Consider the following 26,028-nt stretch of genomic DNA (forward strand, 5'->3'; position numbering starts at 1 on the left):
AAAAAATGTAGAGTATGTGTAATGATAAAAGGATGTAGAAAGGATTAGTCCCGTGTTCAGTTACGATAAGTAACCAAAACGACCCTTTCTGTAGTTTAAAATACGTTGCTTAATTATTTAGCGATTAGGAAGTTTCTCCTCAGCATATCTCATCATCTTCTCAGCCACTTCCTTATCGTAGGCAAAGCCCATCTTTTGAGCAAGGATTTGAGCTTCTCTGTGGAAAAGTTGCGTCGTAGCAAACAATGACTGAGTGACTTTGTCACTACATGAGAAATCAAGCAGATTCGAGAATTCCTTCTCTTTCTCAGCAGACAAATAGTTAAAGAGATACTTGTAGTTCTTGCCGATGTCGACAGTCCCCCTATCACTTGCTACCTGCCAGGCTAAGACCTTCAAGAGTTCTTGTTGACAAATACCGTAGAGATGGTCGATCGCATAGATGAGCTGATTACGACAAATCCCTTTAACCACGTAGGCTGATACCCACCAAAATTCATTGCAGGCTTTTTCAAAATCAATCGGGCTAGCTGGATCCGTCCAGTAACGTTGAGGACTTGTAGTATAGGACTCAAACAAGCCTTTCTCATCTTTCAAAACTGTATAATCAGCTTCGCTATCCACCCACTCTTGAATGTGGTCTTTGGGGCAGAGGGTTAAATCTATCCGATTGCCATCTTCAAAAAGCATGAGATAGAGGCGACGGTTGCCTAGGACATTATACTGCTCAATCATACGAGTGCCAAACTGGTCTAACCAAGCAAGATTGCTTGTTAGAATATCTAAGTCATCCACAACATAAACCACGTCGTAATCCTGAAACTCATCTTTTGGTGCTTTTGGATCAGTTCGTGAACCAGACATGGCGACAGCCTCGATTTGGAGCACTTTTGCGGTTTGAAAAATTAAACCAAGCATTTTGGATTCTGTTTTCATGATCATATCTGATTTATTAATTTTCATCTTGTTATAAAAGTGTAAAAAATCACATTAGTACACTTAAACATACTGTAATCTTGTAATTTATAAAGTAATAATTCTCTTCAGCGATATAATAGTTAGATAAAAATAATGCTCTATTCTATATTTGCATTAGTAGCAAGACTTGCAGCATAATATTTGTCATAAATTAAATTTTCATCTAAAGATTCTATTAAATCTTTGTTGTAGTCTATATCCTTCATTAAAGTAGGAGCATATTTTTGTAAAAGTAAATAGAAAATTCCATAAAAAACTCCCGTCTCCTGTTTATACACAGGAATTCGAATATCCAAAGAATATTTTTCTTTGCTCTTTATCTTTTTTTACCGCACTTAATGGCAACGCGATATCTCAGGTTACAACTTCTATCAACCAATACATGAAACATAACATCATTAGTACCCTGTTTTAAACTTTGAGAGCAACTAACAGATTGTCTATTGATATCCTCGCGCAAATCAAGAATCGGAATTCCACCACCATTAAAACCGCCACGCCCCTCTTGAGGTCTATAGAATCGATTTTCCTTTCTGTTGTAGATTACAACCAACTTTAGACGAGGAAACTCATTTCCATTATCATCAAATACTGAAACTTTTAGAGTTTCTAAACTTCTATTCTTTTTGAACTCAGAAATAAATTCATCAAATTGATATATAAGTAAACTTTTGATATCTCCAGACTTTAAAACATGAGCTCCATCTATAACTTTCTCTATTTCATTAATTATTTTATAAGTGTCTTTCTCACAGAATGAAAATTTAACACTGCATTTCCGTAGCGACTCTTCCTTAGTTCCATTGTTATAAGCTAGCAGCACAAATTTTTGATTACCATCATAAAAACCGCCATCATATTGAATATCTGAAAAATCATTATTTTGTTTCTTGATATTATATAATTCAATATTTGTTACTGATTGAGTAGTACTTCTTTTATTTTCTACAGTTAAAATATTTAATATAAAATTTGAGTATAATCGTTGTCCAGAAGTCACTTGTTCAGGCATTCCATTCCTGTTATTTATGTTTGAAATATTACTCCCAATTATAGTTATTCTTTTTTTATTATCAAATCTATTTTTTAAAACATGTACTGTAATCGGCCCCAAAATCGTAGTCACCATCAGAGCTATTATTATCCACCACCACTGTTGTGATAATGGTAGATTATTTTGCTGTACATTTTGTGTTACTATAAACATCCTTTTCAATATCTCCTCAAAACACCATTTCCCCACTCTCTTCCAGCGTAAACTTGACATTATCCTCAATCCACTTACGGCGTGGTTCGACCTTGTCTCCCATGAGGACGTTTACGCGGCGTTCAGCACGTGCTAGATCTTCAATCGTAACACGAATGAGAGTGCGGGTTTCTGGATTCATAGTTGTTTCCCAGAGTTGGTCCGCATTCATCTCACCAAGACCTTTGTAGCGTTGAAGGGTTGCGCCTTTACCGAACTTTTTGCGGAGTTCTTCTAACTCACCGTCTGTCCAAGCATAGGCCACTTCTTCTTTCTTGCCTTTCCCTTTGGACATCTTGTAAAGAGGCGGAAGGGCGATATAGACATGTCCTGCCTCGACTAGTGGACGCATGTAGCGGTAGAAAAAGGTTAAAAGAAGAGTTTGAATGTGGGCACCATCGGTATCCGCATCGGTCATGATAATAATCTTGTCATAGTTGGCATCCTCAATGGAGAAGTCTGCTCCCACACCCGCACCGATGGTATAAATCATGGTATTGATTTCTTCATTTTTGAGAATATCCGCCATCTTAGCCTTGGCTGTATTGATAACCTTACCTCGAAGAGGTAAGATAGCCTGAAACTTACGGTCACGACCTTGTTTAGCAGAACCACCGGCAGAATCACCCTCGACCAGGTAGAGTTCATTCTTTGCTGGATTTTTAGACTGGGCTGGGGTCAATTTTCCAGACAGCAAGCCTTTGTCTTTTTTATTTTTCTTGCCATTTCGGCTCTCATCACGCGCCTTACGGGCCGCTTCACGGGCATCACGAGCCTTGATAGCCTTTCTGATGAGATTTGAAGCTAGTTCTCCATTCTCCATTAGGAAGAAAGTCAACTTATCAGATACTATGCCATCCACAACAGGACGAGCCAGAGGGCTTCCAAGTTTGTCCTTGGTCTGTCCCTCAAATTGAAGGTGTTCTTCCGGAACTAGGATAGAAAGAACAGCTGCTAGTCCCTCACGATAATCTGAACCTTCTAGGTTTTTATCTTTTTCCTTGAGAAGTCCCGTCTTACGCGCATAGTCGTTCATGACCTTTGTAATGGCAGACTTGAGTCCCGTCTCATGCGTCCCACCGTCCTTGGTACGAACGTTATTGACAAAAGACAAGATGTTATCTGAAAATCCATCATTGTACTGGAGGGCAACTTCCACTTGGAAGCCATTGTCTTCGCCTTCAAAGTATAGGACTGGCGTCAAGGTTTCCTTGTCTTCATTGAGGTAAGAAACAAAGTCTTGTACCCCGTTCTCATAATGGAATTCGATTGCTTCATCTGTTCGCTTATCTGTCAAAGACAAGGTAACATTTTTTAAGAGAAAGGCTGACTCATTGAGTCGTTCTGAAATGGTATTGTACTTGAAGTCTGTCGTAGAAAAAATCGTCGCATCAGGCATGAAGGTGACCTTGGTACCTGTTTTAGACTTGGGCGCTGTACCGATTTTCTTCAAGGTTGTGACGGGTTTCCCACCATTTTCAAAACGCTGTCTATAGACTGCACCATCACGGGTGATTTCAACTTCCAACCAGCTTGATAGGGCATTAACAACAGAAGACCCCACCCCGTGGAGACCTCCAGATGTCTTATAACCTCCTTGACCGAATTTCCCTCCGGCGTGAAGAATGGTAAAGATAACCTCGACAGTTGGAATTCCCATGGCGTGCATACCAGTCGGCATCCCACGACCTTGGTCTTCTACTGTTAAACTTCCGTCTTTATTGATAGTCACATCAATGCGATCACCGAAGCCAGACAAGGCCTCATCGACTGCATTGTCCACAATTTCCCAGACTAGGTGATGGAGACCAGCACAGTCAGTCGATCCGATATACATCCCCGGACGTTTACGGACTGCATCCAACCCTTCTAGCACCTGAATGGCGTCATCATTGTAGTTATTAATATTGATTTCCTTTTTTGACACAAGGAACCTCCTATTCGTTCATCTTTTCTATTTTACAGGTTTTCTAGGGATTTTGCAAAATTTTTCCCATTCAGCCGTCACAATTTTACAGGATATTCTCTGACTTTCGAAAGCATTTCATGGTATAATAGGTCTATGATGACATTTGTATTATTAATTTTAGCTTATCTGCTAGGTTCGATTCCGTCTGGTCTTTGGATTGGACAAATCTTCTTTCAAACAAATCTGCGCGAGCATGGTTCTGGTAATACTGGAACGACTAATACCTTTCGCATTTTAGGTAAGAAAGCTGGTATGGCAACCTTTGTGATTGACTTCTTTAAAGGGACCTTGTCCACTCTACTTCCTATTCTTTTCCACCTACAAGGTGTATCGCCTCTTGTCTTTGGACTTTTAGCTGTAATTGGACATACCTTTCCTATCTTTGCAGGATTTAAAGGGGGCAAGGCTGTCGCAACTAGCGCTGGAGTTGTTTTCGGATTTGCGCCTATCTTCTGTCTCTACCTAGCAGTCGTATTCTTTGGAACCCTCTATCTTGGTAGTATGATTTCCTTGTCTAGCGTTGCCGCTTCTATCGCAGCCGTTATCGGAGTTCTCCTATTTCCACTATTTGGTTTTGTCCTAAACAGCTATGACCCTCTCTTCATTTTGATTATCCTAGCACTTGCTAGCTTGATTATCATTCGTCACAAGGATAATATCACACGCATCAAAAACAAAACTGAAAATCTCGTTCCTTGGGGACTAAACTTGACACATCAAAATCCTAAAAAATAAAACGCCAGTTTAAACTGGCGTTTAAAAATATTCTATTACACTAGTATCCTAGTGAAGAATTTTAATATATAAACTTTCTAAGTAATAATTTTCATGGTGGAAATAAAAATGAAAAATATAATTAGTGATCGTATATCAAATAAGCAAATTATAAAAGATTTTATTAGCAATTTCATTGGCTCTTTGAGCGGGAAATCTTTCAATTTTGCTTTAGGTCTGATGCTACTGGATCAAACAAAATCTGCAATGAGTTTTGGGATTAATATGATTATTTATCCTTTAGTCAGTTTGATTTTCTTAATTCCCATTGGTAATCTAGTAGACAGATACCCACACAAGAAAATTTTAATATATAATTTCATCTTTAGGATTTTTATCTTTCTTTTGTTTTATACTTTTTATTTTCTTATGGATTCTTCTAGTATCTTATATCTAGTAATTCCATTTGTAATACTCCACTCTATTACAGTCAATATAAGTGATACTTGTTATTCAGCCTCAATTCATGAATTAGTAAATGATAAAAAAATTCAAAGATTAAGTTCTGTTACACAGACTGCCATTGCAATTGCAACCATGATTTCTCCAGCTATTGGAGTCATTTTTTATGGTTGGTTAGGTTTTGCAGGTTTTATTCTAATTGAAATTTTTGCAAATCTCCTCTCTTTAGGAGTTCTACTTAGTATGAAATTTTACTATGAATATAACGAGAAAGAGAACAAGGCTACGAGTTGTGAAAATCCTCTGCATGGAGTCAAAGAAATTATTCAATTTCTTAAAAAAAATCAAATTGTAAAATACATTATTCTTGTAAGTGTTATCCTCAATTTTTTCTACACATCTATCAGTATTGGGGTGCCATTTGTAGTAAAGGAACAACTTCTGTTAGGTAACTCAACAGTAGGAATGCTTGAAACTATGGCAGCAGTAGGAATGCTTTTAGCCAGTATTTCAATGTCACTATTGCCAGATAAGAAAGAAAACAACATCTTACTCTCGAGTAAGATAACCATGCCGCTTGTTCTCTTAACTATGGCTATTATTGGTTTAGGCATCACATTTGCATCAACTAACTCTCAAATTATTATTTCTTTTCTTGGTAGTATATTTATGGGAATCATAGCGTTTACTCTTGTTGTTTTAAATATTATTGTGATGACTTACCTTCAAAGTTCCATCGAAACAAAATTTTTAGGCAGAGTAATGAGTACTTTATTTACACTAAATACATCTATCATGCCAATAGGTACCCTAGTATTCACTTATCTTTTTCAAAAAGAAGTGAATGGAGGGGTGATATTCATATTTGGAGGAGGAACCCTCCTAATATATATAATTATAATGTTGCCTAAAATTTTTAGAATACTAAAAATTGAAAACTAAGTTTAATTAGAACTTAAAATTTAAGAGTTGCTTATTCGCTATAATTTACTATCATATATTTCAAAACTGAAATTTTAAAAATAGAAAACGCCAGTTTGAAACTGACGTTTTTTTGTATGCTTATTTTGACTTGATGTAGTTGATACCGTCTGCCTTTGGTGCGACTGCTTTTCCAAAGAAGGCTGCCAAGACAAGGATGGTCAAGACATAAGGGGCGATTTGAAGGTAAACCGCTGGCACTCCTTGTAGGAAAGGTAATTGAGAACCGATAACTGCCAAACTTTGTGAAAGTCCAAAGAAAAGACTAGAAAGCATAGCACCGATTGGGTTCCATTTACCAAAGATCATTGCCGCAAGAGCGATAAATCCAGGACCGACAATAGTTGTCACTGAGAAGTTAACTGAAATGGATTGAGCATAAATCGCTCCCCCAATTCCACCAAGAAAACCTGATATGATAACTCCAAGATATCGCATCTTGTAGACATTGATCCCCAAGGTATCCGCTGCTTGAGGGTGTTCACCGACAGAGCGAAGGCGAAGACCAAAGCGTGTCTTAAAGAGAATAAACCAAGCAAAGAATGAAAAGGCAATCGCGATATAACCTAGTAGACTGGTTGACTTGAAGAAGATATCTCCAATCACTGGGATATCAGCCAAAACTGGGAAATCAAAACGTCCAAAAGTCTGGCTTAAGTTATCCGTTTGTCCTTTGTTATAAAGAACTTTAACTAAGAAAACCGCTAGGGCAGGAGCCATCAAGTTCAATACTGTACCACTGACAACATGGTCCGCACGGAAATGAACCGTTGCGACGGCATGGATGAGGGAGAAAATGGCTCCCACGATACCAGCAACTAACAAGGAAATCCAAGGAGTCGCTGCTCCAAGTTGTTCTGCAAACTCAAGGTTAAAGACAACCCCAGAAAAGGCTCCCATAACCATAATTCCTTCAAGACCGACGTTAACGACACCACCACGTTCAGAGAAAACTCCTCCGATACTCGTAAAAATAAGTGGTGCTGAGTAAATCAGCATAGAAGAGACCAAGAGGGTGAGTAATGTTGTAATAGACATCCTTACTTACCTCCTTTAACTTGTTTTTTTGGTTTGACAAAATGTTCGATAATATAGTGAACACTGACAAAGAAGATAATGGACGCTGTTACAATGCTGACAAGCTCAGACGGAACTTGCGCTGCGTTCATACCCGGTGCTCCTACTTGCAAAACTCCAAATAAGAAGGCTGCAAAGAGAATTCCAATTGGTGAATTTCCAGCAAGCAAACTAACTGCCATCCCGTTAAATCCGATAGCTAATGATGATCCCTGAACGTAAACGTTTTGGAAAGTTCCAAGACCTTCTACCGCTCCACCAAGACCAGCCAAGGCACCAGAGATAATCATCGATAGAATGATTGTACGTTTTGCTGAAATACCAGCGTACTCTGAGGCATGGGGATTAAGACCAACTGCACGAATTTCAAAACCGAGAGTCGTTTTCTTGAGCAAGAACCAAATCACACCAACAGCAATGATGGCGAAGAAGATCCCGATATTCATACGAGAATTACCAGTCAACTCAGATAACCATGGTGTTTGATAAGTGGCATTGGCACTCACACGAATCGTTGAGTCCGTACTTTGCATAAAGTCTTTCGGAAAAGAATGAATAAAGGCGTTCCCTACGTACAAAACAATGTAGTTCATCATGATGGTTACAATAACCTCTGATGTACCTAAATAGGCTCTGAGAATACCTGGAATAGCACCTACAATCCCACCTGCAATCAAAGCAATTACTACGGTAGCTAAAATCAACATTGGGCGTGGCATGTCCGTATGCGACAAAGCAAACCAACCACTAAGAATCCAACCCGCTAGTGCCTGACCAGGAAGCCCAACGTTAAAGAAACCTGCACGACTAGCAACTGCAAACCCCAGACCAATCAAGATAAGAGGACCCATGGCACGGAAAATTTCACCAATCCCACGGAGACTACCAAAAGCTGTATAGAACAACTCCTCATAACCCCAGATAGCATCGTAGCCGAAAATCCACATGACAATGGCTCCGAGCAAGATTCCTAAGAATACGGAAATCAAGGGAACCGAAATTTGTTGTAACTTTTTAGACATCATCCTTCTCCTTTCCCAAGTTTCCACCTGCCATCAAGATACCAAGTTCTTGTTTGTTAGTCGTTTCTGGCGACACAATACCTTGAATCTTCCCATCATGAATAACAGCAATTCGGTCTGAAACATTTAAAATCTCATCCAATTCAAAGCTGACAACAAGCACAGCTTTTCCGTTATCACGTTCTTCAATCAAGCGTTTGTGGATATATTCAATGGCACCGACATCCAAACCACGAGTTGGTTGGCTGACGATAAGGAGATCAGGATCACGATCAATCTCACGAGCGATAATCGCTTTTTGTTGATTTCCCCCTGAAAGAGCTGCTGCTGGGACAAATTCGCTCGCCGCACGGACGTCAAATTCTTCCATTAATTTTTTGGCATGTGAAGTGATATTCGCATAGTTTAAGATACCATTCTTGCTGAGTGGTTCTTTGTAGTAAGTTTGGAGAGCGATATTTTCTGAAATCATCATATCCAAAATCAAACCATCACGGTGGCGGTCTTCAGGAACATGCCCTACACTGAGTTCCGTAATTTGTCGAGGGTGCATCCCTACGATTGATTTGCCTTTTAATTCAATACTACCAGACTCAACCTTACGAAGACCCGTGATGGCTTGAATGAGTTCAGATTGGCCATTGCCATCAATACCTGCAATACCGACAATTTCACCAGCACGAACATCCAAAGAAAGATTCTTCACAGCTGGTACACCTCGGTTTTCATTAACAACCAAGTCTTTGATAGACAAGACTACTTCTTTTGGTTGTGGTGCCTGTTTCTCCGTTTTGAAGGAGACAGAACGTCCTACCATCATCTCTGCCAAGTCTGCATTGGTTGCCCCTGCAATTTCAACCGTCTGGATTGATTTCCCACGACGAATAACCGTCACTCGATTGGATACCGCACGAATTTCATCCAGTTTATGGGTAATCAAAATAATGGATTTTCCTTCTTTAACAAGGTTTTTCATGATAGCCATCAACTCATCAATCTCTGAAGGAGTCAATACTGCCGTAGGTTCGTCAAAGATGAGGATATCAGCACCACGGTAAAGTGTCTTCAAGATTTCTACACGTTGTTGAGCACCAACGGAAATATCTGCCACCTTGGCAGCAGGATCCACTGCCAAACCATAACGTTCAGAAAGAGCCTTGATTTCTTTAGTAGCTTCAGCTATATCTAGCACACCATTTTTAGTGATTTCACTCCCCAAAATGATATTTTCAGCTACTGTAAAAGCCTCAACCAACATAAAATGTTGGTGAACCATCCCAATTCCAAGACTAGCGGCTTTAGAAGGTGAATCTAGTTTGACAACTTGACCATTCACGGCAATTTCACCACTAGTTGGCTCGAGAAGTCCTGCCAGCATATTCATCAGAGTGGATTTACCCGCTCCATTTTCTCCTAAAAGTGCATGGATTTCACCTTTTCGCAGTTGCAAGTTGATCTTGTCGTTCGCTACAAATTCACCAAACACCTTGGTAATATCCCGCATCTCAATGACATTTTCGTGTGCCATATGCTTTTCCTTTCCGAGGTTTATTTTGTTTCAATAAAACCTGCTAATCGTGTTAACAAGTTCTATTGAGACAAAAAATTGCCTCAATTCTTAAAGAAGCGACCGATGGTCGCTTCCTAAGAAATGACTTTTATCCATTATTTTTCAGGAACTTTTACGCTTCCGTCAAGGATTTTAGCTTTTGCGTCTTCAACAGCTTTTTTACCTTCTTCTGAAAGGTTTGTTACTGCCAAGTCAACCCCTTTATCCTTCAATGAGTAGACAATAACTTGTCCACCAGGGAACTCACCTTTTTCTGTTTTGTTGGCAATATCTTTTACAGTTGTACCAACTTGTTTCAATGTAGATACAAGAACAAAGTTTGATTCTTTACCATCTTTAGAAGTGTATTTACCTTCTGCTGCTTGGTCACGGTCTACACCAATAACCCAAACTTTTTCGTCTTCATTTTTACTTTCGTTCAAAGATTTTGCTTCAGCAAAGACACCAGCACCTGTACCACCAGCTGCTTGGTAAACAACGTCTGCACCTGCAGCGTATTGAGCAGCTGCAATTGTTTTACCTTTGGCAGCATCACCAAATGAACCAGCGTAGTCAACTTGTACTTTGATAGATGGGTCTACTGACTCAACACCAGCCTTAAATCCAGCAGCGAAACGTGAAATAACTTCAGATTCGATACCACCTACAAAACCAACTTGTTTTGTTTTAGTTGTTTTCGCTGCTGCAACACCAGCAAGGTAAGCTGCTTCGTTATCAGCAAATGTTACGCTCGCAACATTCTTTTGATCTTTGATCACATCATCAATCAAGACATAGTTTAAGTCAGAGTGGTCTTTTGCTGCCTCTTCAACTGCATTGTGAAGTGCAAAACCAACACCGAAGATCAGGTTGTAACTTCCAGTCGCTTGTTGCAAGTTGTTAGCATAGTCTGCTTCGCTTGTTGATTGGAAGTAAGTATAACCGTTATCTTTAGAAAGATTGTGTTCTTTACCCCAGTCTTGCAAACCTTCCCAAGCTGATTGGTTAAATGATTTATCATCAACACCACCAGTATCTGTTACGATCGCTGCTTTGGTCTTCATTTCTGATGAAGATGAAGCTGCGTTACGAGAAGAGCGGTTACCACATGCAGCAAGTCCAACTGCTGCTACTGCAACTAGACCAAGGCCTAGCCATTGTTTCTTGTTCATTACTGAACCTCCTAAATAAGATGTGCAACGATGTTGCAAGTTTGGATTATTTGGTCACACAGACCACAGCCACTGCAAGAGTGACCCAGACTAATTTAAGTCTGTAAATGAGTATGGAAGTAACTCCCCGACCGTCATCTCGACCGTCGATTTATCTTTAGCGACTAAGGTCACTTTTAGATCTTTTTCAAAAAATTCAACCATGACCTGGCGGCAAGCACCACATGGCGAGATGGGTTTTTCAGTTTGTCCATAGACAATCAACTCTGAAAACTCTCTTTGGCCTTCGGAAACTGCTTTGAAAATCGCTGTACGCTCTCCACAGTTTGTCAAAGAATAGCTAGCATTCTCAATATTAACACCCGTATAAATGCTACCGTCCTTAGCTACTAAAACAGCTCCAATAGGAAAATGAGAATAGGGTACATAGGCTTGTTTGCTGGTTTCAATTGCTAGTTCAATCAACTCAGTAGTCGCCATCTGCTAATTCTCCTTTTAAAATTGCAACGCCAGCTGATGTTCCGATACGGGTAGCGCCCGCTTCCACAAAAGCAACAGCATCCGCATAAGAACGAGCACCACCAGCAGCCTTAACTCCCATATCTGGCCCGACTGTTTTACGCATCAACTTAACATCCTCTATAGTGGCACCACCAGTTGAAAATCCAGTTGATGTTTTGACAAAGTCAGCACCTGCTTTCTGGGATAATTGGCAAGCCACAACCTTTTCATCGTCTGTCAACAAGCAAGCTTCAATAATGACCTTAACCAACTTGTCACCACTTGCTTCTACGACAGCACGGATGTCCGATTCAACCAAATCAAGATTACCTGATTTGAGGGCACCGACATTGATAACCATATCAATCTCATCTGCACCATTTTGGATGGCTTCCTTGGTTTCAAAAGCTTTTACAGCTGAAGTTGTCGCTCCCAAGGGGAAACCAACTACTGTACAAACCTTTACATTTGAGCCTTCAAGTCCTGTTTTCGCATGTTTAACCCATGTGGGATTAACACAAACGCTGGCAAAGTCATACTCACGCGCTTCAGATAGCAAACGATCAATTTGTTCTTGACTTGCATCTTGTTTTAAAAGCGTATGATCAATGTATTTGTTTAATTTCATATTCGGATTCCTCTCTTTTTCATGAGATGATTTCAATTATTTCCTGCAAACGTTTCACTCCATCATTTATTTTAACATATTTTTGGAATTCTGTAACTAGTTGAGGGGAAATTTTTCCATTTGTATAAACTTTTGCGACAATTTCTCCCTTTTGAACGGAGTCACCGATCTTCTTCTCAAAAACGATTCCAGTTTCATAGTCCAAGTCATCAGTCTTGACTGCACGACCAGCTCCCAATCTCATGGCATAGAGACCAAATTCCATCGCTGGAAGGGCTGAAATGACACCTGACTCTTGAGCCAGGATATCTACTACATGCGCCACCTTGACTGGGCGATAAAGATCTTCTAAATCACCGCCTTGAGCCGCCACCATTTCTTCAAACTTAGCCAGCGCTTGGCCGTTTTCAAGATGTTGACGTACTTCTTCAACTGTCTTCTCAACATTTGCCAAACCAAGCATAATCTGAGCTAGTTCACAAATAAAGTGACTAATATCTTCTCGACCCTTTCCTTGAAGAATTTCAATTGCTTCTAGGATTTCGAGACGATTGCCAATGGCTCGTCCCAAGGGTTGGCTCATATCTGTAATGACTGCAACTGTTTTTCGACCAACTGCCTTCCCCAAATCAACCATGGTTTGAGCCAATTCGCGCGCCTCCTCAACAGTCTTCATAAAGGCACCCTCACCAACTGTCACATCTAGCAAAATGGCATCTGCCCCAGCAGCGATTTTCTTGCTCATGACAGAGCTTGCAATCAAAGGAATCGTGTCGACAGTCGCTGTCACATCACGGAGGGCATAGAGAAGTTTATCTGCTTTAACAAGCTGATCTGACTGCCCAATAACAGATACACCAATGTCCTGTACCTGACGAATGAAATCTTCTTGACTGCGCTCGACTTGATAGCCCTTGATCGCTTCTAACTTATCTAAAGTTCCGCCAGTGTGTCCTAGTCCACGACCACTCATTTTTGCCACGGGCACACCAAAGCTAGCAACAAGGGGAGCTAAAATCAAGGTCACCTTATCACCTACACCACCAGTAGAATGTTTGTCAACTTTAACCCCATCAATAGCTGACAAGTCAAACTCCTGACCTGTCTTAACCATATTCATCGTCAGGTCAGAAATCTCTCGTGTCGTCATTCCTTTGAAATAAACCGCCATAGCAAAGGCAGACATCTGATAGTCTGGAACAGTTCCTGCCACATAGCCTTCTACTAGCCACTTGATTTCATTTGAAGTAAGTTCTTGACCATCTCGTTTCTTTTGAATTAAATCAACTGCTCTCATTCTTTCACACTTCTAAGTATATAGTATCCCTTATTTTTCTTTACGATTTCACAATTTCCAAAAACGTCTTCCATCTTACTTTTAGCACTCGGAGCACCTTGCTTTTTCTGAATGACAATGGTTAAATCACCTCCATCTTTCAAGAAATCTCTGCTCTTTTCGATAATCTCATGAACAACTTGTTTACCCGCTCGAATAGGCGGATTAGAAATAACATGGTCAAATTTCCCTTCAACTTGTTCATAGATATTGGATTGGAAAATCGTTGCTTCAACCTTATTTCGTTCAGCATTTTGTCGAGCCAAGTCTAGAGCACGATTATTGATATCAACCATGGTTGCCTGAACTCCATAAGCCTTGGTCAAGGACAAGCCCAAAGGCCCATATCCACAACCCACATCAAGGACCGTTTCTCCTTTGTTAACCTCTAGACACTTCAATAAAAGCTGACTCCCGAAGTCAACCATTTTCTTACTAAAAACACCCGCATCTGTCAAAAAGGTCATTTTTTCTCCCAACAACTCTACTCTCAATTCATGAATATCGTGAGCTGCATCAGGATTTTCTGCATAATACATTTTACTCATGAAACTATTTTACCATAATTTGGCTTGAATTGTAAGTCGTTTACAAAGTGATGATAAAATGAAAAAAACTGAAGAATCCTAGTCAAAAAACCTTTTCTTCAATCTCTTTCAATTATTAGAAATACATTACAATCTATCGGGAACTACAAATTATCATAGTCAGGAAAAACAGATCGTTTGTAATTAGACGCATTTTTATCACTATTTCTTAACTAACCTTAAAATGCTTTATTATCAACAGGATTCCCAATATGATGTTTAGATAAAAGCCCAACTGATAAGTTTGTGTCAGAATTTCCAAACTTGTCCAAAGTCGTATCAAGTCTTCTAGCGACATACGGAATAGATATCCTTCTGTAGCAATCCACAAAATCAAAAATAGATAACTACCAGCAGCAAGCCATTTCGTCCACTGCTTTTTTACTAGCCAAGCAATCAAGAGTGAACAGATAAAGATAACTGTTACAATGGCATGTTCCATCAAAAAAGTAAAACCGTAATAGATTTCCACAAAGCGTCTACCATTATCCGCATTCGCTCCCCTTATAAAAGGTAGTGTAAAACTTAAAATAAAACAGAGTTCCAATATGTAACATCTCAAGATTTTCATTGTATACCTCCTATAAGTTGCGAACTAAAAAACCCACTTTTAATAACTGATAACTCTTCAGAAACCATTCCCTATCTCATCATTAAATTATTCAACCTCCATCTACCTCTATTATACGATATTGACTTACTACCATCAAGAAACCGCTTTATTTTTTTAGCTTTTTATGGTATGATAGACAAAATATCTAGGGGAAAACAAATGACCAACGAATTTTTACATTTTGAGAAAATCAGCCGCCATACTTGGCAATCATTGCATCGCAAAACAACCCCTCCCTTGACAGAGGAAGAGTTAGAATCCATCAAGAGTTTCAATGACCAGATTAGTCTGCAGGACGTAACGGATGTCTATCTTCCCCTTGTCCATCTTATCCATATTTACAAGCGCACCAAGGATGATTTGGCATTTTCAAAAGGAATTTTCCTCCAACGTGAAAGCAAATCACAGCCTTTTATCATTGGGGTTTCTGGTAGTGTTGCTGTCGGGAAATCAACAACTAGCCGACTTCTGCAAATCCTTCTCTCTCGTACAGTTACTGATGCTACTGTAGAGCTAGTGACAACGGATGGCTTTCTCTATCCCAATCAAACCTTGATGGATCAAGATATATTAAATCGCAAAGGTTTTCCTGAAAGTTATGATATGGAAACCTTGCTGAATTTTCTTGATCGCCTAAAGAATGGGCAAGATGTCGATATCCCCGTCTATTCTCATGAAGTGTATGACATCGTTCCTGGAGAGAAACAACGTGTCAAAGCTGCGGACTTTGTTATTGTTGAAGGCATCAATGTCTTTCAAAATCCTCAAAATGAGCGCCTTTACATCACTGATTTCTTTGATTTCTCCATCTACGTGGATGCTGCTGTCGAGGATATTGAAAGCTGGTATCTGGATCGTTTCTTGAAACTGCTCAGCTTTGCCCAGAATGATCCTGAAAGCTACTACCACCGGTTTACGCAAATGCCGATTGGAGAAGTTGAAGCCTTTGCACATCAGGTTTGGACCAGTATTAATCTCACAAATCTACAAAACTATATCGAACCGACAAGGAATCGCGCCGAGGTCATTCTCCACAAGACTAAAAACCACGAAATCGATGAAATTTACCTAAAAAAATAATTTCCCCTTGTCAAAACCTAAGTTTTCATATATAATGGTATAGTTAGTAAATATGGAGGTAAGAACATTGGCAAACATTAAATCAGCTATCAAACGCGCTGAATTGAACGTTAAACAAAACGAAAAAAACTCAGCTCAAAAATCAGCTATGCGTACTGCTATCAAAGCTTTCGAAGCAAACCCTTCTGAAGAACTTTTCCGTGCTGCAAGCTCAGCTATCGACAAAGCAGAAACTAAAGGTTTGATTCATAAAAACAAAGCAAGCCGCGATAAAGCTCGTCTTTCAGCTAAACTTGCTAAATAAGAAACAGTCCATAGAGGCTGTTTTTTTATCCTCTAATAAGAAAAGGTAGAAAATGAAAATCGCAATTATTGGATATTCTGGATCAGGCAAGTCAACTCTAGCTGAAACATTATCAAACCACTACTCCATTTCTAAACTGCATATGGACACACTCCAATTTCAACCTGGCTGGCAAGATAGTGACCGCGAATGGATGCTGGACGAGATGAAAAACTTTCTCACTAAATATAAAGCTTGGGTCATTGATGGTAATTATTCTTGGTGCTATTACGAAGAAAAAATGCTGGAAGCCGACCAAATCATCTTTCTCAATTTTTCACCATGGACTTGTCTCTTTCGAGCCTTTAAACGGTATCTCACATACCGAGGCAAGGTCAGAGAAAGTATGGCTGCAGGTTGCCCTGAACGCTTTGACTGGGCGTTTATCCGATGGATTCTCTGGGATGGGCGGACAAAGAATGCTAAAGAACGCTATCAATGGGTTCAAGAAACCTATCCAGAGAAAGTAATTGTCCTCCGGTCGCAAAAGGAGATGGACCACTTCTTAGATAATCTCGCATATAACAAGAAAAACCAACGTACTTAACGTTGGTTTTTTGCTATTACCCAATCATACTTCCGTTTGGTACAGCTGGATCAACTGTGAGAAGGGTTAGTTTGCCATCATGTTCAGCTGAGAGAATCATCCCTTGGCTGACATATTTTTTCATCATCTTACGAGGTTTGAGGTTGGCAACGATTTGAACTTTCTTGCCGACCAATTCTTGTTCGTTTGGATAGTATTTTGCAATTCCTGAGAGAATTTGACGGTCTTCACCATCACCAGCATCCAAGCGGAATTGAAGCAACTTATCAGAACCTTCCACTTTAGAAACTTCTTTGACTTCTGCGACACGAATTTCAACCTTATCGAAGTCTTCAAACTTGATTTCTTCCTTGCTTAGTTTGAGTTCGACTTCTTCTGGATTCCATTCTTTCTCGACGTCTGGCTTGTTGCCTTCCATTTGTTCCTTAATATAGGCGATTTCTTCTTCCATATCCAGACGCGGGAAGATTGGAGTTCCTTTGGCAACTACAGTCACACCTGCAGGTAAATCAGCCAAGCTCAAGTTTTCAAGGCTAGCAACTTCTGCCAAACCAAGCTGAGTCAAGACTGCACGACTGGTTTCCATCATAAAGGGTTCAATCAAGTGGGCTACGACACGAAGACTGGCTGCCAAGTGGCTCATAACACTTGCTAATTGGTCACGGAGTGCTTCATCCTTAGCCAAGACCCATGGGGCTGTCTCATCGATGTATTTGTTGGTACGAGAGATAAGAGTCCAGACAGCTTCAAGTGCACGTGGGTAGTCAACTTCTTCCATGTGTGTATGGTAGTCAGAGATAGATTGCTCTGCTACTTGAGCAAGAGCATTGTCAAATTCAGTCACACCTTCTACATAGGCTGGAACTTTTCCATCAAAATACTTATTAATCATGGAAACCGTACGGTTGAGGAGGTTCCCTAGGTCATTTGCCAATTCATAGTTGATACGGCCTACATAGTCCTCAGGAGTAAAGGTTCCATCTGAACCGACTGGGAGGCTACGCATGAGGTAGTAACGAAGTGGATCCAGTCCATAACGTTCTACTAGCATTTCAGGGTAAACGACATTCCCTTTAGACTTAGACATCTTGCCGTCTTTCATGACAAACCAACCGTGGGCAATCAAACGTTCTGGCAACTTGATATCGAGCATCATGAGCAAGATTGGCCAGTAGATTGAGTGGAAACGGAGAATATCTTTTCCGACCATGTGGAAGACTGTTCCGTTCCAGAACTTGTCAAAGTTAGTATGATCGTCTTGACCATAACCAAGAGCAGTCGCATAGTTGAGAAGGGCATCGATCCAAACATAGACAACGTGTTTTGGATTAGATGGTACTGGCACACCCCAGGTAAAGGTTGTACGAGAAACCGCTAAGTCTTCCAAACCTGGCTCAATAAAGTTACGTAACATTTCATTAAGACGACCATCTGGAGTGATGAAATCAGGGTGCGATTTGAAAAATTCAACCAAACTGTCTTGGTATTTGCTGAGACGAAGGAAGTAAGACTCTTCTGAAACCCATTCCACTTCATGTCCTGATGGAGCGATACCGCCCGTTACATTTCCAGCTTCGTCACGGAAAACTTCCGCAAGCTGGCTTTCTGTAAAGAATTCCTCATCTGAAACTGAATACCAGCCAGAGTATTCACCCAAGTAAATATCATCTTGAGCAAGCAAGCGTTCAAAAACTTGAGCTACTACTTTTTCATGGTAGTCATCAGTTGTACGGATGAATTTATCGTATGAGATATCGAGTAATTTCCAGAGTTCTTTGACTCCAACCGCCATCCCATCAACATAAGCTTGAGGTGTGATACCAGCTTCTTCAGCTTTTTGCTGGATTTTTTGACCATGCTCGTCAAGACCTGTCAAATAAAAGACATCGTAGCCCATGAGGCGTTTGTAGCGAGCTAGGACATCACAAGCGATGGTAGTATAGGCAGAACCGATATGAAGTTTACCAGATGGATAGTAAATCGGTGTTGTAATATAAAAATTCTTTTCAGACATAATTTTTCCTTTCCAGGCAAATGAAACCTGTTTTTCTAATACTTCATTATATCATATTTTTAGTGATTTTCGATAGGAAAATCCATACAAAAACAAGACAGACAAATGTCCATCTTGTTTTTTCTGCTCTATATCTTATTCATAACGAAGGGCTTCGATCGGATCGAGCTTAGACGCTTTATTGGCTGGCAAGACTCCGAAGATCATCCCAACACTTGCTGACACAGCCAAGCTAAAGAGAGCAATTGGGAGGGAAACCCCAACTTCGATACCTGCAATCATGTTTTGAAGCAATACTCCAGCTAACATGGTCATTCCAGCAGCAATCCCAAGACCGATAACACCACCTAGCAAGGTCAAGATCATGGACTCAATCAAAAACTGAACTAAGATATTAGCTCGTGTAGCTCCGAGAGCCTTCCGCAGACCAATCTCACGCGTGCGTTCTGTTACCGAAACCAGCATGATATTCATGACACCTGTTCCTCCAACAAAAAGAGAGATACCTGCAATGGCACTGATAACAGTGGTCATAAAACCAAAGATTTGTTGCACTTCTTGGAAGGCGGCAGTAGCATCCGCAACTTGGTACTCCCCTTGTTGAAGACCTGCAATCTCAGTCAGTTTTCGAGCCAACTCTGGACCCAAGGTCTGCGTTAGACTAGTATCATTGACACGAAAGACGATGTTCGAGATTTCATCAGTATTAAAATTGGCTGCAAGAGAGATATTGGTCGTAATTGGAAGACCACCAATCCCAAAGGCTTTAGCAGTTTTGGCTTCATTGCTAGTATAAACACCGATCACACGGTAACTAAATTCATTGACAGAGATGATTTGATTAACCGCGGCTTCTGGACTATCAAACAAACTCTTGGCTAGTTCTTCATCCAACAAAATCACACTGGCAAATTCCTTGTAGTCTTGCGGTCTTAGACTTCTACCCGCAACGATTTCATTTTCAACTGCGTTCATGTAGGTGCTATTTCCGCCTGTCAGAGTCGCTCGTTCAACCTTCTTATCCTTATAAGATAGGGTAACGTTAGTCGAGTTGGTGACATAGTAACTGTCTACTCCTTTGAGTTTAGCAGCCTCCTTGACCCAAGACTCCAGTGGTTTTGGTGGTTCAACATGAACATCCTCTTCTTTACCACTGACTGTCAAAGCGGATTGTTTCTGCGTAAAGGAGCCGTCCTTGCTTTTGATAGGAGAGAAAAAGACATGGATATCCTTCTGTGATTTGGTCATGTTTTTATTGACCTGACGAGACATGGAGTCCCCTAGAGCCATGATGACGACGACAGACGAAACCCCGATAATAATCCCAATCATGGTGAGGAAGGAACGCATCTTGTGGGCCATGATGGATGAAAAGGCAAATTTCAGATTCTGCATCTAGTTTTCCTCCTTTTCTACCTGAGCACTGTCGGACGAGATGATCCCATCACGAATAACAATCTGGCGTTTGGCATAGGCCGCAATCTCAGGTTCATGCGTGACCATGATAATGGTTTTCCCTTCCTTGTTTAACTCCACCAACAGCTGCATGATTTGATTTCCCGTCTTGGTATCCAAGGCTCCTGTGGGTTCGTCTGCTAGGATGATAGAGGGATTATTTACCAAGGCACGCGCAATCGCTACACGTTGCTTTTGACCACCTGATAACTCAGAAGGCAAATGATGACTGCGCTCCGTCAGCTCAACCTTTTCCAGAAATTCCTCAGCCAATTTCCGACGTTTAGAAGCCGAAACTCCAGCGTAAATCAAGGGTAATTCGACATTTTGAAGTGCATTGAGCTTGGACAAGAGGAAGAACTGCTGAAAGACAAATCCGATTTGCTGGTTGCGGACCTTGGCAAGTTGTTTCTCTCCAAGACCTGCAACTTCTTGCCCTCCAAGGTAGTACTCTCCACTGGTTGGTGTATCCAACATTCCGATGGTATTCATCAAGGTAGACTTTCCAGAACCAGATGGTCCCATAATAGCGACAAACTCACCTTCATGAACTTCTAGATTGATATTTTTAAGGACTTGTAGTTCTTGGTCACCATTTCGATAGCTCCTGCAGATATTTTTGAGACTAATTAGTTTCTTCATCAGCCTTCACCTCTTTTCCTTCTTCCAAGGAAGATGTTGGATTACTGATGACCTTGGCACCGTCTGTCAAACCTGAAGTAATTTCTTGGTTGTCTGCATCCGCATTCCCCAAAGTAACTTCTACCTTCTTCGCTTTTTTCTGGTTGTCAACGAGCCAAACATAGTTTTTATCATTTTCGGTAACAACACTTGTCAAAGGAACCAAGATAGCCTTACTCTTGTTTTTGACTTCAACACTGACTGAGAAGCCTTGTTTCAACTTACCGATATCGCTGGTCACATCAACAGTATAAGGGTATTTAGACCCAGTATTTCCTCCAAGGGCTGCATTTGCTGCTTCTCCATTGTTTTTAGGATAATCTGAGATATAGCTAATCTTACCAGTCCAGCTCTTATCTTGATAGACCTTCGAAGTAAAGGTAACTTCTTGCCCAACAGAAAGGTTGGCAAGGTTGTATTCAGACAACTCCCCTTTGACCTGCAAGTTTTCATTACTTACAACATGTACCACCACTTGGCTGTTACCCGTTGGTGATTTGGAAACATTACGATTGACTTCAACTACAGTCCCTTCTAGTGTACTGAGGACGGTTGCAGCATCTAGCTGAGCTTGAGCCTTGTTGAGCTGAGCCACAGCATCTGCACGGTTATCCTTGGCATCACTGATTTGAGAATCAATAGAAGATACTGAAGAAGTCGCTGCTTGCGCTTGTTCTGGGAGTCCAGCTTCTGTTGGAACCTGTGGAGAAGTTGGTGCAGCTGATGCATTTTCACGAGCTTTGTTTAACTCCTCGATATGACGGTCTGCCTTTGCAACTGCACGATCTGCTGCATCATAGGCAGCTTGAGCATCCGCACTGCTGTATTTGACCAAAGCTTGCCCTTCTTCGACCTTGTCCCCAACCGAAACAAGAATTTCATCTAAATCTCCCTTACTAGCATCAAAATAAACGTATTGTTCATTTTTTGCTGTAACCGTACCTGACAAGAGAACCGATGAAGCAACGGAACCTTCCTTAGCAATAACGATATGAGAGGTTTCATCCTTGACTGCTGACTGGGAAGGTTGTCTAAAAATCAAAATCCCTGCAGCACCGATAACAATAACACTGGCAACACCAATCGCTGTGTATAATTGCCATTTTTTTGCCTTTTTATTTCTTTTCATTTTCAAGCTCCTTTATTATTTTGCATTACAAAAACCATTATATCAGAAACACCAAGCCCAAACAATGACAGTTCAGATGGAAACAATGACAATTCAGGATCATTATTTCGTTCGGTATTCGTTTATTGGATTATTGTGCTAGATATATAATACAATATCTTTTTGAATTTGGCAAGCGTTTTTATAATTTTTTTACCGTAGCAGATTTTTGCATTCAAATGGTAAAAACGATAGAATATGTCTATCAAAGCTATAAGGAGTTTTCTATGAGAGAATATGATATTATCGCCATCGGTGGAGGGAGCGGTGGCATTGCCACTATGAACCGCGCTGGCGAACACGGTGCTAAAGCAGCTGTTATCGAGGAGAAAAAATTAGGTGGAACCTGCGTCAATGTCGGCTGTGTTCCTAAGAAAATCATGTGGTATGGAGCGCAAATCGCTGAAAGCTTCCACCACTACGGCCCTGACTATGGTTTTACAAGTTCAGATGTTCAATTTGATTTTGCTAAACTTCGTCAAAACCGTGAAGCCTACATCGACCGTGCTCGCTCATCTTATGACGGAAGTTTCAAGCGCAATGGGGTTGATTTGATTGAAGGTCGTGCTCATTTCGTTGATGCTCATACGGTCAGCGTCAATGGTGAATTGATTCATGCCAAGCATATCGTGATTGCGACTGGCGCTCGTCCAAGCATCCCAACTATTCCTGGAGCTGAACTCGGTGGTAGCTCAGACGATGTCTTTGCTTGGGAGCAACTTCCTGAATCCGTTGCGATTCTTGGAGCTGGCTATATCGCCGTTGAATTAGCAGGTGTTCTCCACGCGCTAGGAGTAAAAACGGATTTGTTTGTCCGTCGCGATCGTCCTTTGCGTGGTTTTGACAGCTACATCGTTGAAGGTCTTGTCAATGAAATGGAAAAAACAGGTTTACCTTTGCACACGCATAAGGTACCCGTCAAGCTCGAAGAAACGGAGCAAGGCATTACGATTCATTTTGAAGACGGTTCTAGTCACATTGCAAGCCAAGTTATCTGGGCTACCGGTCGCCGTCCAAATGTAGATGGATTGGAGTTAGAAAAGGCCGGCGTTACACTCAACCAACGTGGATTTATCCAAGTGGATGAGTATCAAAATACAGTTGTAGATGGCATCTACGCCCTTGGAGACGTTACTGGAGAGAAAGAACTGACCCCAGTAGCCATCAAGGCAGGACGCACCCTATCTGAACGCCTCTTCAACGGAAAAACAAATGCCAAGATGGACTACACGACTATCCCTACTGTTGTCTTCTCCCACCCAGCAATCGGAACTGTCGGTTTAACTGAAGATCAAGCTATCAAAGAATACGGCCAAGATAACATCAAAGTCTACAAGTCAAGCTTTGCATCTATGTACTCAGCCGTTACAAGCCATCGTCAGGAATCTCGCTTCAAACTCATCACAGCTGGTGCTGACGAAAAAGTTGTTGGCCTTCACGGACTCGGTTACGGAGTGGATGAGATGATTCAAGGATTCGCTGTTGCCATCAAGATGGGAGCAACCAAGGCAGACTTTGACGCTACAGTAGCTATCCACCCAACCGCTTCAGAAGAATTTGTGACTATGCGCTAAATACTAGAAGAGACCTCTTAAGGTCTTTTTTACATGCAAAATCGGCTGTTACAAAAAATGTTACCTTGATTGGAAGAATAGGTTGACTTTTGTTTCTGAATTAGTATAATAGTTACTATAATTTTGAAAAGAGGTTAACAGTTTTGAAGAAAGCTCATATCTATGCTATCCCTGCTATCGGTGCTGCTCTCATCGCCGTATTGGCACAAATCAGTCTCCCTATCGGTCCTGTCCCCTTCACTCTGCAAAACTTTGCGATCGGTCTGATTGCTACTATTTTTAGACCCAGGGAAGCCGTTCTATCTGTAGCTCTCTATCTCCTACTGGGTGCCATTGGTTTACCTGTTTTTGCAGGGGGAGGAGCTGGATTTCACGTTTTAGTCGGTCCAAGCTCAGGCTATCTTTGGTTTGACCTTGTCTATGCAGGACTTACATCTTATCTCATCCATCAAAATAGTGGCTATATTCACATTTTCCTAGCCAACCTCTTGGGTGATTCACTCGTCTTTGTCGGAGGTATTCTCAGCCTCCACTTCCTTGCTGGTATGCCACTTGACAAAGCACTCGCTGTCGGTATCCTTCCCTTTATCCTTCCTGACCTTGGTAAGATCATTGCGATTAGTTTTATTGGTCGTCCCCTCCTAGAACGATTGAAAAACCTTCCTTATTTCTCAAGATAAAAAATAGTCCAGAACAAGTGTTCTGGACTATTTCCTTTCCAATTACTTCCTAAGAACTAACTGAAAATCATCTCTCATCTAGAGATTATTTATTTTTACGGCTTACAAAGTACAATCCACCAGTCACTGCCATCAAAGCAAGTCCTGCAACTACTGCTGCGTTAGATGCTTTTTCACCAGTGTTAGGAAGTTGAGGTTTTGGACCTGGTTTTCTTGGTTCATTTGGTTTACCTGGTGTTGGTTCTTCTGGAACGTATGTATTTGTGATATTGAAGCCTTCTACTTCAGATGTATAACCATCAACTGGGACTTCTACTACAGAGTATTTGAATTTTGTACCTTTAGAATCTTTATAACGCTCAAGTTCTGTAAACTCATAAGTCCAACCAGTTGCTTCTGAGGCTACCGCAGTCTTACCAGTATCTTGACCATCGGCAAGAAGTTTCACTGTGATAGATGCTGGGCGGATACCGTCTTTGTTATCTTCATCTTTCCAGATCTTACGACCTTTTATAGAAGTTTTTTCTGGTGTATATTCATTGGTAATGGTGTACTTACCTTCTTTTTCTGTTGTGATTGTTGAAGTATATCCTTTCACAACCACTTCTTTGACTTTGTACTCGATTAGTTTACCATTTTCATACTTAGGAAGTGCTTTTGATTCAAACTTCCAACCAGTTGCTTCTGAAACTTCAATTTCTTGAACGACTTCTTTATCGTTTTTAAGAATTTGAACTTTTACAGATGTTGTACGTTTGCCGTCTTGGTTGTTGTTATCTTTCCACACCTTAGTTCCTGAAAGGATAACTGTATCTGGATTGTGAGTGTTAGTCACTACTTGACCAGTCACAGAGGCTTCATAACCAGCTGGTACATCTACTTCCTTGATTGAGTAAGCGATCTCTTTACCAGCTTCGTACTGTGGAAGATTTGTGAAGGATGCTACCCAAGTGTTAGCGTCAGTCTTATCCTTAGCTGTCAAGGTCAATTTCTTACCTTCAACGGCTACTGGATCCGCATTTCCTACTTTTTTATAAAGTTGAACGGTTACGGACTCAGGACGTTTGCCGTCTTGGTTGTTCGCGTCGTTCCATACTTTTGTTACTTTGTAGTCGATTGCTTTAGGAGCATATTTGTTTGTGATGGTAAAGTCTGTAATAGTTGATTCGTATTCTGCTACGGTTTCTTCGGTTACAGTGTATTTGATTTCTTTACCATCTTTATATTTTGCTAATTTCGTGAATTCGACAGTCCAAGTTCCATCTGCGGCTGCTTGAACTTCTTTCGAATCAACTTTCTGACCGTCTGCTAAAAGATTGATTGTAATCTTGGTTGGACGTTTACCGTCTTGGTTGTTCGCGTCATCCCAGTTCTTAGTTGCTTTTACATCAACTGTTTCTGGAGAATAGCTATTTGTGATGGTGAACCCAGATGCAGCGTCACCAGTAATTTCTGAAGTGTAACCAGGAACAGTTACTTCTACTACAGTGTACTGGATAGGTGTGCCACCCTTATCAGCATCAAGGTCTGTGAAGCTTCCAGCCCAACCGTTCGCTTCAGTCAATTCAAGGGTCTTACCTGTATCTTGACCATCTGCAAGAAGTTTAACTGTGACTGATCCTGGACGTTTGCCGTCTTGGTTCTCGGCATC

General features: G+C 40.8%; 25 protein-coding genes. 7 read left to right on the top strand and 18 right to left on the bottom strand.

Annotation, left to right across the window (positions count from 1 at the left end; genetic code table 11):
- Positions 1-117: 117 nt before the first annotated feature.
- The 4 genes from HMPREF9188_RS06135 to parE all read right to left on the bottom strand — a co-directional run bounded on the left by HMPREF9188_RS06135 (position 118) and on the right by parE (position 4,151).
- Entirely contained in the window at positions 118-936 is an 819-nt protein-coding gene (locus HMPREF9188_RS06135) for an aminoglycoside 6-adenylyltransferase (RefSeq protein ID WP_033588975.1), read from the bottom strand.
- A gap of 140 nt (positions 937-1,076) precedes the next feature.
- The gene (locus HMPREF9188_RS10625; protein ID WP_232194155.1) at positions 1,077-1,274 is read right to left on the bottom strand and encodes a hypothetical protein; all 198 of its coding nucleotides are present in this window, start codon (positions 1,272-1,274) and stop codon (positions 1,077-1,079) included.
- A 20-nt stretch (positions 1,275-1,294) separates the two neighbouring features.
- Positions 1,295-2,185, bottom strand: coding sequence for a hypothetical protein (locus HMPREF9188_RS06140; protein WP_232194156.1), 891 nt, complete (start codon positions 2,183-2,185; stop codon positions 1,295-1,297).
- Positions 2,186-2,201: 16 nt separating this feature from the next.
- Positions 2,202-4,151: a DNA topoisomerase IV subunit B gene (parE, locus tag HMPREF9188_RS06145; protein ID WP_009730271.1), complete on the bottom strand. Its 1,950-nt coding sequence runs from the start codon at positions 4,149-4,151 to the stop codon at positions 2,202-2,204.
- A 135-nt stretch (positions 4,152-4,286) separates the two neighbouring features.
- On the opposite strand from parE, the gene plsY reads away from it, so the two are divergent.
- Together plsY and HMPREF9188_RS06155 are read left to right on the top strand one after the other, a co-directional pair.
- Positions 4,287-4,928, top strand: a complete 642-nt coding sequence (gene plsY / locus HMPREF9188_RS06150) for a glycerol-3-phosphate 1-O-acyltransferase PlsY (protein WP_033588918.1) — start codon at positions 4,287-4,289, stop codon at positions 4,926-4,928.
- 108 nt (positions 4,929-5,036) lie between these two features.
- Complete coding sequence (locus HMPREF9188_RS06155) at positions 5,037-6,311, top strand: MFS transporter (protein WP_009730273.1); 1,275 nt, start codon at positions 5,037-5,039, stop codon at positions 6,309-6,311.
- 120 nt (positions 6,312-6,431) lie between these two features.
- Here HMPREF9188_RS06155 and HMPREF9188_RS06160 read toward each other — a convergent pair whose 3' ends face one another.
- The 9 genes from HMPREF9188_RS06160 to HMPREF9188_RS06200 all read right to left on the bottom strand — a co-directional run bounded on the left by HMPREF9188_RS06160 (position 6,432) and on the right by HMPREF9188_RS06200 (position 14,793).
- On the bottom strand, positions 6,432-7,388 hold the full coding sequence (locus HMPREF9188_RS06160; RefSeq protein ID WP_009730274.1) for an ABC transporter permease: 957 nt from the start codon (positions 7,386-7,388) through the stop codon (positions 6,432-6,434).
- A gap of 2 nt (positions 7,389-7,390) precedes the next feature.
- Positions 7,391-8,449: an ABC transporter permease gene (locus HMPREF9188_RS06165; protein WP_009730275.1), complete on the bottom strand. Its 1,059-nt coding sequence runs from the start codon at positions 8,447-8,449 to the stop codon at positions 7,391-7,393.
- Positions 8,442-9,977, bottom strand: a complete 1,536-nt coding sequence (locus HMPREF9188_RS06170; protein ID WP_007519847.1) for an ABC transporter ATP-binding protein — start codon at positions 9,975-9,977, stop codon at positions 8,442-8,444. Before HMPREF9188_RS06170 ends, HMPREF9188_RS06165 begins: the two co-directional genes overlap by 8 nt.
- 137 nt (positions 9,978-10,114) lie before the next feature.
- Positions 10,115-11,170: a BMP family lipoprotein gene (locus tag HMPREF9188_RS06175; protein ID WP_009730276.1), complete on the bottom strand. Its 1,056-nt coding sequence runs from the start codon at positions 11,168-11,170 to the stop codon at positions 10,115-10,117.
- Between the two features lie 90 nt (positions 11,171-11,260).
- On the bottom strand, positions 11,261-11,650 hold the full coding sequence (locus tag HMPREF9188_RS06180) for a cytidine deaminase (RefSeq protein ID WP_009730277.1): 390 nt from the start codon (positions 11,648-11,650) through the stop codon (positions 11,261-11,263).
- Complete coding sequence (gene deoC, locus HMPREF9188_RS06185; RefSeq protein ID WP_009730278.1) at positions 11,637-12,299, bottom strand: deoxyribose-phosphate aldolase; 663 nt, start codon at positions 12,297-12,299, stop codon at positions 11,637-11,639. Before deoC ends, HMPREF9188_RS06180 begins: the two co-directional genes overlap by 14 nt.
- Positions 12,300-12,318: 19 nt before the next feature.
- Complete coding sequence (locus HMPREF9188_RS06190; RefSeq protein WP_009730279.1) at positions 12,319-13,596, bottom strand: pyrimidine-nucleoside phosphorylase; 1,278 nt, start codon at positions 13,594-13,596, stop codon at positions 12,319-12,321.
- Positions 13,593-14,183 carry a class I SAM-dependent methyltransferase gene (locus HMPREF9188_RS06195; RefSeq protein ID WP_083888893.1) on the bottom strand — a complete coding sequence of 197 codons (591 nt, stop codon included), beginning with the start codon at positions 14,181-14,183 and terminating at the stop codon, positions 13,593-13,595. Before HMPREF9188_RS06195 ends, HMPREF9188_RS06190 begins: the two co-directional genes overlap by 4 nt.
- 208 nt (positions 14,184-14,391) lie before the next feature.
- Complete coding sequence (locus HMPREF9188_RS06200) at positions 14,392-14,793, bottom strand: hypothetical protein (RefSeq protein ID WP_009730281.1); 402 nt, start codon at positions 14,791-14,793, stop codon at positions 14,392-14,394.
- Positions 14,794-14,994: 201 nt separating this feature from the next.
- Here HMPREF9188_RS06200 and coaA point away from each other — a divergent pair, with 201 nt between their 5' ends.
- From coaA to HMPREF9188_RS06215, 3 genes are all read left to right on the top strand, one after another.
- Positions 14,995-15,915 carry a type I pantothenate kinase gene (gene coaA / locus HMPREF9188_RS06205; protein WP_009730282.1) on the top strand — a complete coding sequence of 307 codons (921 nt, stop codon included), beginning with the start codon at positions 14,995-14,997 and terminating at the stop codon, positions 15,913-15,915.
- Positions 15,916-15,982: 67 nt separating this feature from the next.
- Positions 15,983-16,219, top strand: coding sequence for a 30S ribosomal protein S20 (gene rpsT / locus HMPREF9188_RS06210; RefSeq protein ID WP_001274000.1), 237 nt, complete (start codon positions 15,983-15,985; stop codon positions 16,217-16,219).
- Between the two features lie 52 nt (positions 16,220-16,271).
- Positions 16,272-16,805, top strand: a complete 534-nt coding sequence (locus tag HMPREF9188_RS06215) for a DNA topology modulation protein (RefSeq protein ID WP_009730283.1) — start codon at positions 16,272-16,274, stop codon at positions 16,803-16,805.
- Between the two features lie 16 nt (positions 16,806-16,821).
- Here the strand turns inward: HMPREF9188_RS06215 and metG are convergent, their stop codons facing one another.
- The 4 genes from metG to HMPREF9188_RS06235 all read right to left on the bottom strand — a co-directional run bounded on the left by metG (position 16,822) and on the right by HMPREF9188_RS06235 (position 22,084).
- The gene (gene metG, locus HMPREF9188_RS06220; RefSeq protein ID WP_009730284.1) at positions 16,822-18,819 is read right to left on the bottom strand and encodes a methionine--tRNA ligase; all 1,998 of its coding nucleotides are present in this window, start codon (positions 18,817-18,819) and stop codon (positions 16,822-16,824) included.
- Positions 18,820-18,954: 135 nt separating this feature from the next.
- The gene (locus tag HMPREF9188_RS06225; RefSeq protein ID WP_009730285.1) at positions 18,955-20,214 is read right to left on the bottom strand and encodes an ABC transporter permease; all 1,260 of its coding nucleotides are present in this window, start codon (positions 20,212-20,214) and stop codon (positions 18,955-18,957) included.
- Complete coding sequence (locus HMPREF9188_RS06230) at positions 20,215-20,916, bottom strand: ABC transporter ATP-binding protein (RefSeq protein ID WP_009730286.1); 702 nt, start codon at positions 20,914-20,916, stop codon at positions 20,215-20,217.
- Positions 20,900-22,084 carry an efflux RND transporter periplasmic adaptor subunit gene (locus HMPREF9188_RS06235; protein ID WP_009730287.1) on the bottom strand — a complete coding sequence of 395 codons (1,185 nt, stop codon included), beginning with the start codon at positions 22,082-22,084 and terminating at the stop codon, positions 20,900-20,902. Before HMPREF9188_RS06235 ends, HMPREF9188_RS06230 begins: the two co-directional genes overlap by 17 nt.
- 266 nt (positions 22,085-22,350) lie before the next feature.
- On the opposite strand from HMPREF9188_RS06235, the gene gor reads away from it, so the two are divergent.
- Both gor and HMPREF9188_RS06245 read left to right on the top strand, forming a co-directional pair.
- Positions 22,351-23,697 carry a glutathione-disulfide reductase gene (gene gor / locus HMPREF9188_RS06240; RefSeq protein ID WP_009730288.1) on the top strand — a complete coding sequence of 449 codons (1,347 nt, stop codon included), beginning with the start codon at positions 22,351-22,353 and terminating at the stop codon, positions 23,695-23,697.
- A 143-nt stretch (positions 23,698-23,840) separates the two neighbouring features.
- Positions 23,841-24,377 (top strand): biotin transporter BioY, encoded by a 537-nt coding sequence (locus tag HMPREF9188_RS06245; RefSeq protein ID WP_000709007.1) that lies wholly within the window; start codon positions 23,841-23,843, stop codon positions 24,375-24,377.
- An 85-nt stretch (positions 24,378-24,462) separates the two neighbouring features.
- On the opposite strand, the gene HMPREF9188_RS06250 is transcribed toward HMPREF9188_RS06245, so the two are convergent.
- Positions 24,463-26,028 (bottom strand): Cna B-type domain-containing protein (locus HMPREF9188_RS06250; RefSeq protein WP_009730289.1); only part of this gene is annotated, 1,566 nt, incomplete at its 5' end.

The organism is Streptococcus sp. F0441 (assembly GCF_000314775.2).
In the GTDB taxonomy this organism is placed as follows: domain Bacteria; phylum Bacillota; class Bacilli; order Lactobacillales; family Streptococcaceae; genus Streptococcus.

What these genes read in the sequence shown, in the direction of transcription:
- plsY (WP_033588918.1), top strand. Translation starts at nt 4,287, where the DNA reads ATGATGACATTTGTATTATTAATTTTAGCTTATCTGCTAGGTTCGATT.
- HMPREF9188_RS06195 (WP_083888893.1), bottom strand. Translation starts at nt 14,183, where the DNA reads ATGAGTAAAATGTATTATGCAGAAAATCCTGATGCAGCTCACGATATT.
- HMPREF9188_RS06230 (WP_009730286.1), bottom strand. Translation starts at nt 20,916, where the DNA reads ATGAAGAAACTAATTAGTCTCAAAAATATCTGCAGGAGCTATCGAAAT.
- deoC (WP_009730278.1), bottom strand. Translation starts at nt 12,299, where the DNA reads ATGAAATTAAACAAATACATTGATCATACGCTTTTAAAACAAGATGCA.
- metG (WP_009730284.1), bottom strand. Translation starts at nt 18,819, where the DNA reads ATGTCTGAAAAGAATTTTTATATTACAACACCGATTTACTATCCATCT.
- HMPREF9188_RS06165 (WP_009730275.1), bottom strand. Translation starts at nt 8,449, where the DNA reads ATGTCTAAAAAGTTACAACAAATTTCGGTTCCCTTGATTTCCGTATTC.
- HMPREF9188_RS06180 (WP_009730277.1), bottom strand. Translation starts at nt 11,650, where the DNA reads ATGGCGACTACTGAGTTGATTGAACTAGCAATTGAAACCAGCAAACAA.
- HMPREF9188_RS06215 (WP_009730283.1), top strand. Translation starts at nt 16,272, where the DNA reads ATGAAAATCGCAATTATTGGATATTCTGGATCAGGCAAGTCAACTCTA.
- HMPREF9188_RS06135 (WP_033588975.1), bottom strand. Translation starts at nt 936, where the DNA reads ATGAAAACAGAATCCAAAATGCTTGGTTTAATTTTTCAAACCGCAAAA.
- HMPREF9188_RS06200 (WP_009730281.1), bottom strand. Translation starts at nt 14,793, where the DNA reads ATGAAAATCTTGAGATGTTACATATTGGAACTCTGTTTTATTTTAAGT.
- HMPREF9188_RS06155 (WP_009730273.1), top strand. Translation starts at nt 5,037, where the DNA reads ATGAAAAATATAATTAGTGATCGTATATCAAATAAGCAAATTATAAAA.
- HMPREF9188_RS06235 (WP_009730287.1), bottom strand. Translation starts at nt 22,084, where the DNA reads ATGAAAAGAAATAAAAAGGCAAAAAAATGGCAATTATACACAGCGATT.
- HMPREF9188_RS06190 (WP_009730279.1), bottom strand. Translation starts at nt 13,596, where the DNA reads ATGAGAGCAGTTGATTTAATTCAAAAGAAACGAGATGGTCAAGAACTT.
- coaA (WP_009730282.1), top strand. Translation starts at nt 14,995, where the DNA reads ATGACCAACGAATTTTTACATTTTGAGAAAATCAGCCGCCATACTTGG.
- gor (WP_009730288.1), top strand. Translation starts at nt 22,351, where the DNA reads ATGAGAGAATATGATATTATCGCCATCGGTGGAGGGAGCGGTGGCATT.
- HMPREF9188_RS06225 (WP_009730285.1), bottom strand. Translation starts at nt 20,214, where the DNA reads ATGCAGAATCTGAAATTTGCCTTTTCATCCATCATGGCCCACAAGATG.
- HMPREF9188_RS06175 (WP_009730276.1), bottom strand. Translation starts at nt 11,170, where the DNA reads ATGAACAAGAAACAATGGCTAGGCCTTGGTCTAGTTGCAGTAGCAGCA.
- HMPREF9188_RS06170 (WP_007519847.1), bottom strand. Translation starts at nt 9,977, where the DNA reads ATGGCACACGAAAATGTCATTGAGATGCGGGATATTACCAAGGTGTTT.
- HMPREF9188_RS06140 (WP_232194156.1), bottom strand. Translation starts at nt 2,185, where the DNA reads ATGTTTATAGTAACACAAAATGTACAGCAAAATAATCTACCATTATCA.
- HMPREF9188_RS06160 (WP_009730274.1), bottom strand. Translation starts at nt 7,388, where the DNA reads ATGTCTATTACAACATTACTCACCCTCTTGGTCTCTTCTATGCTGATT.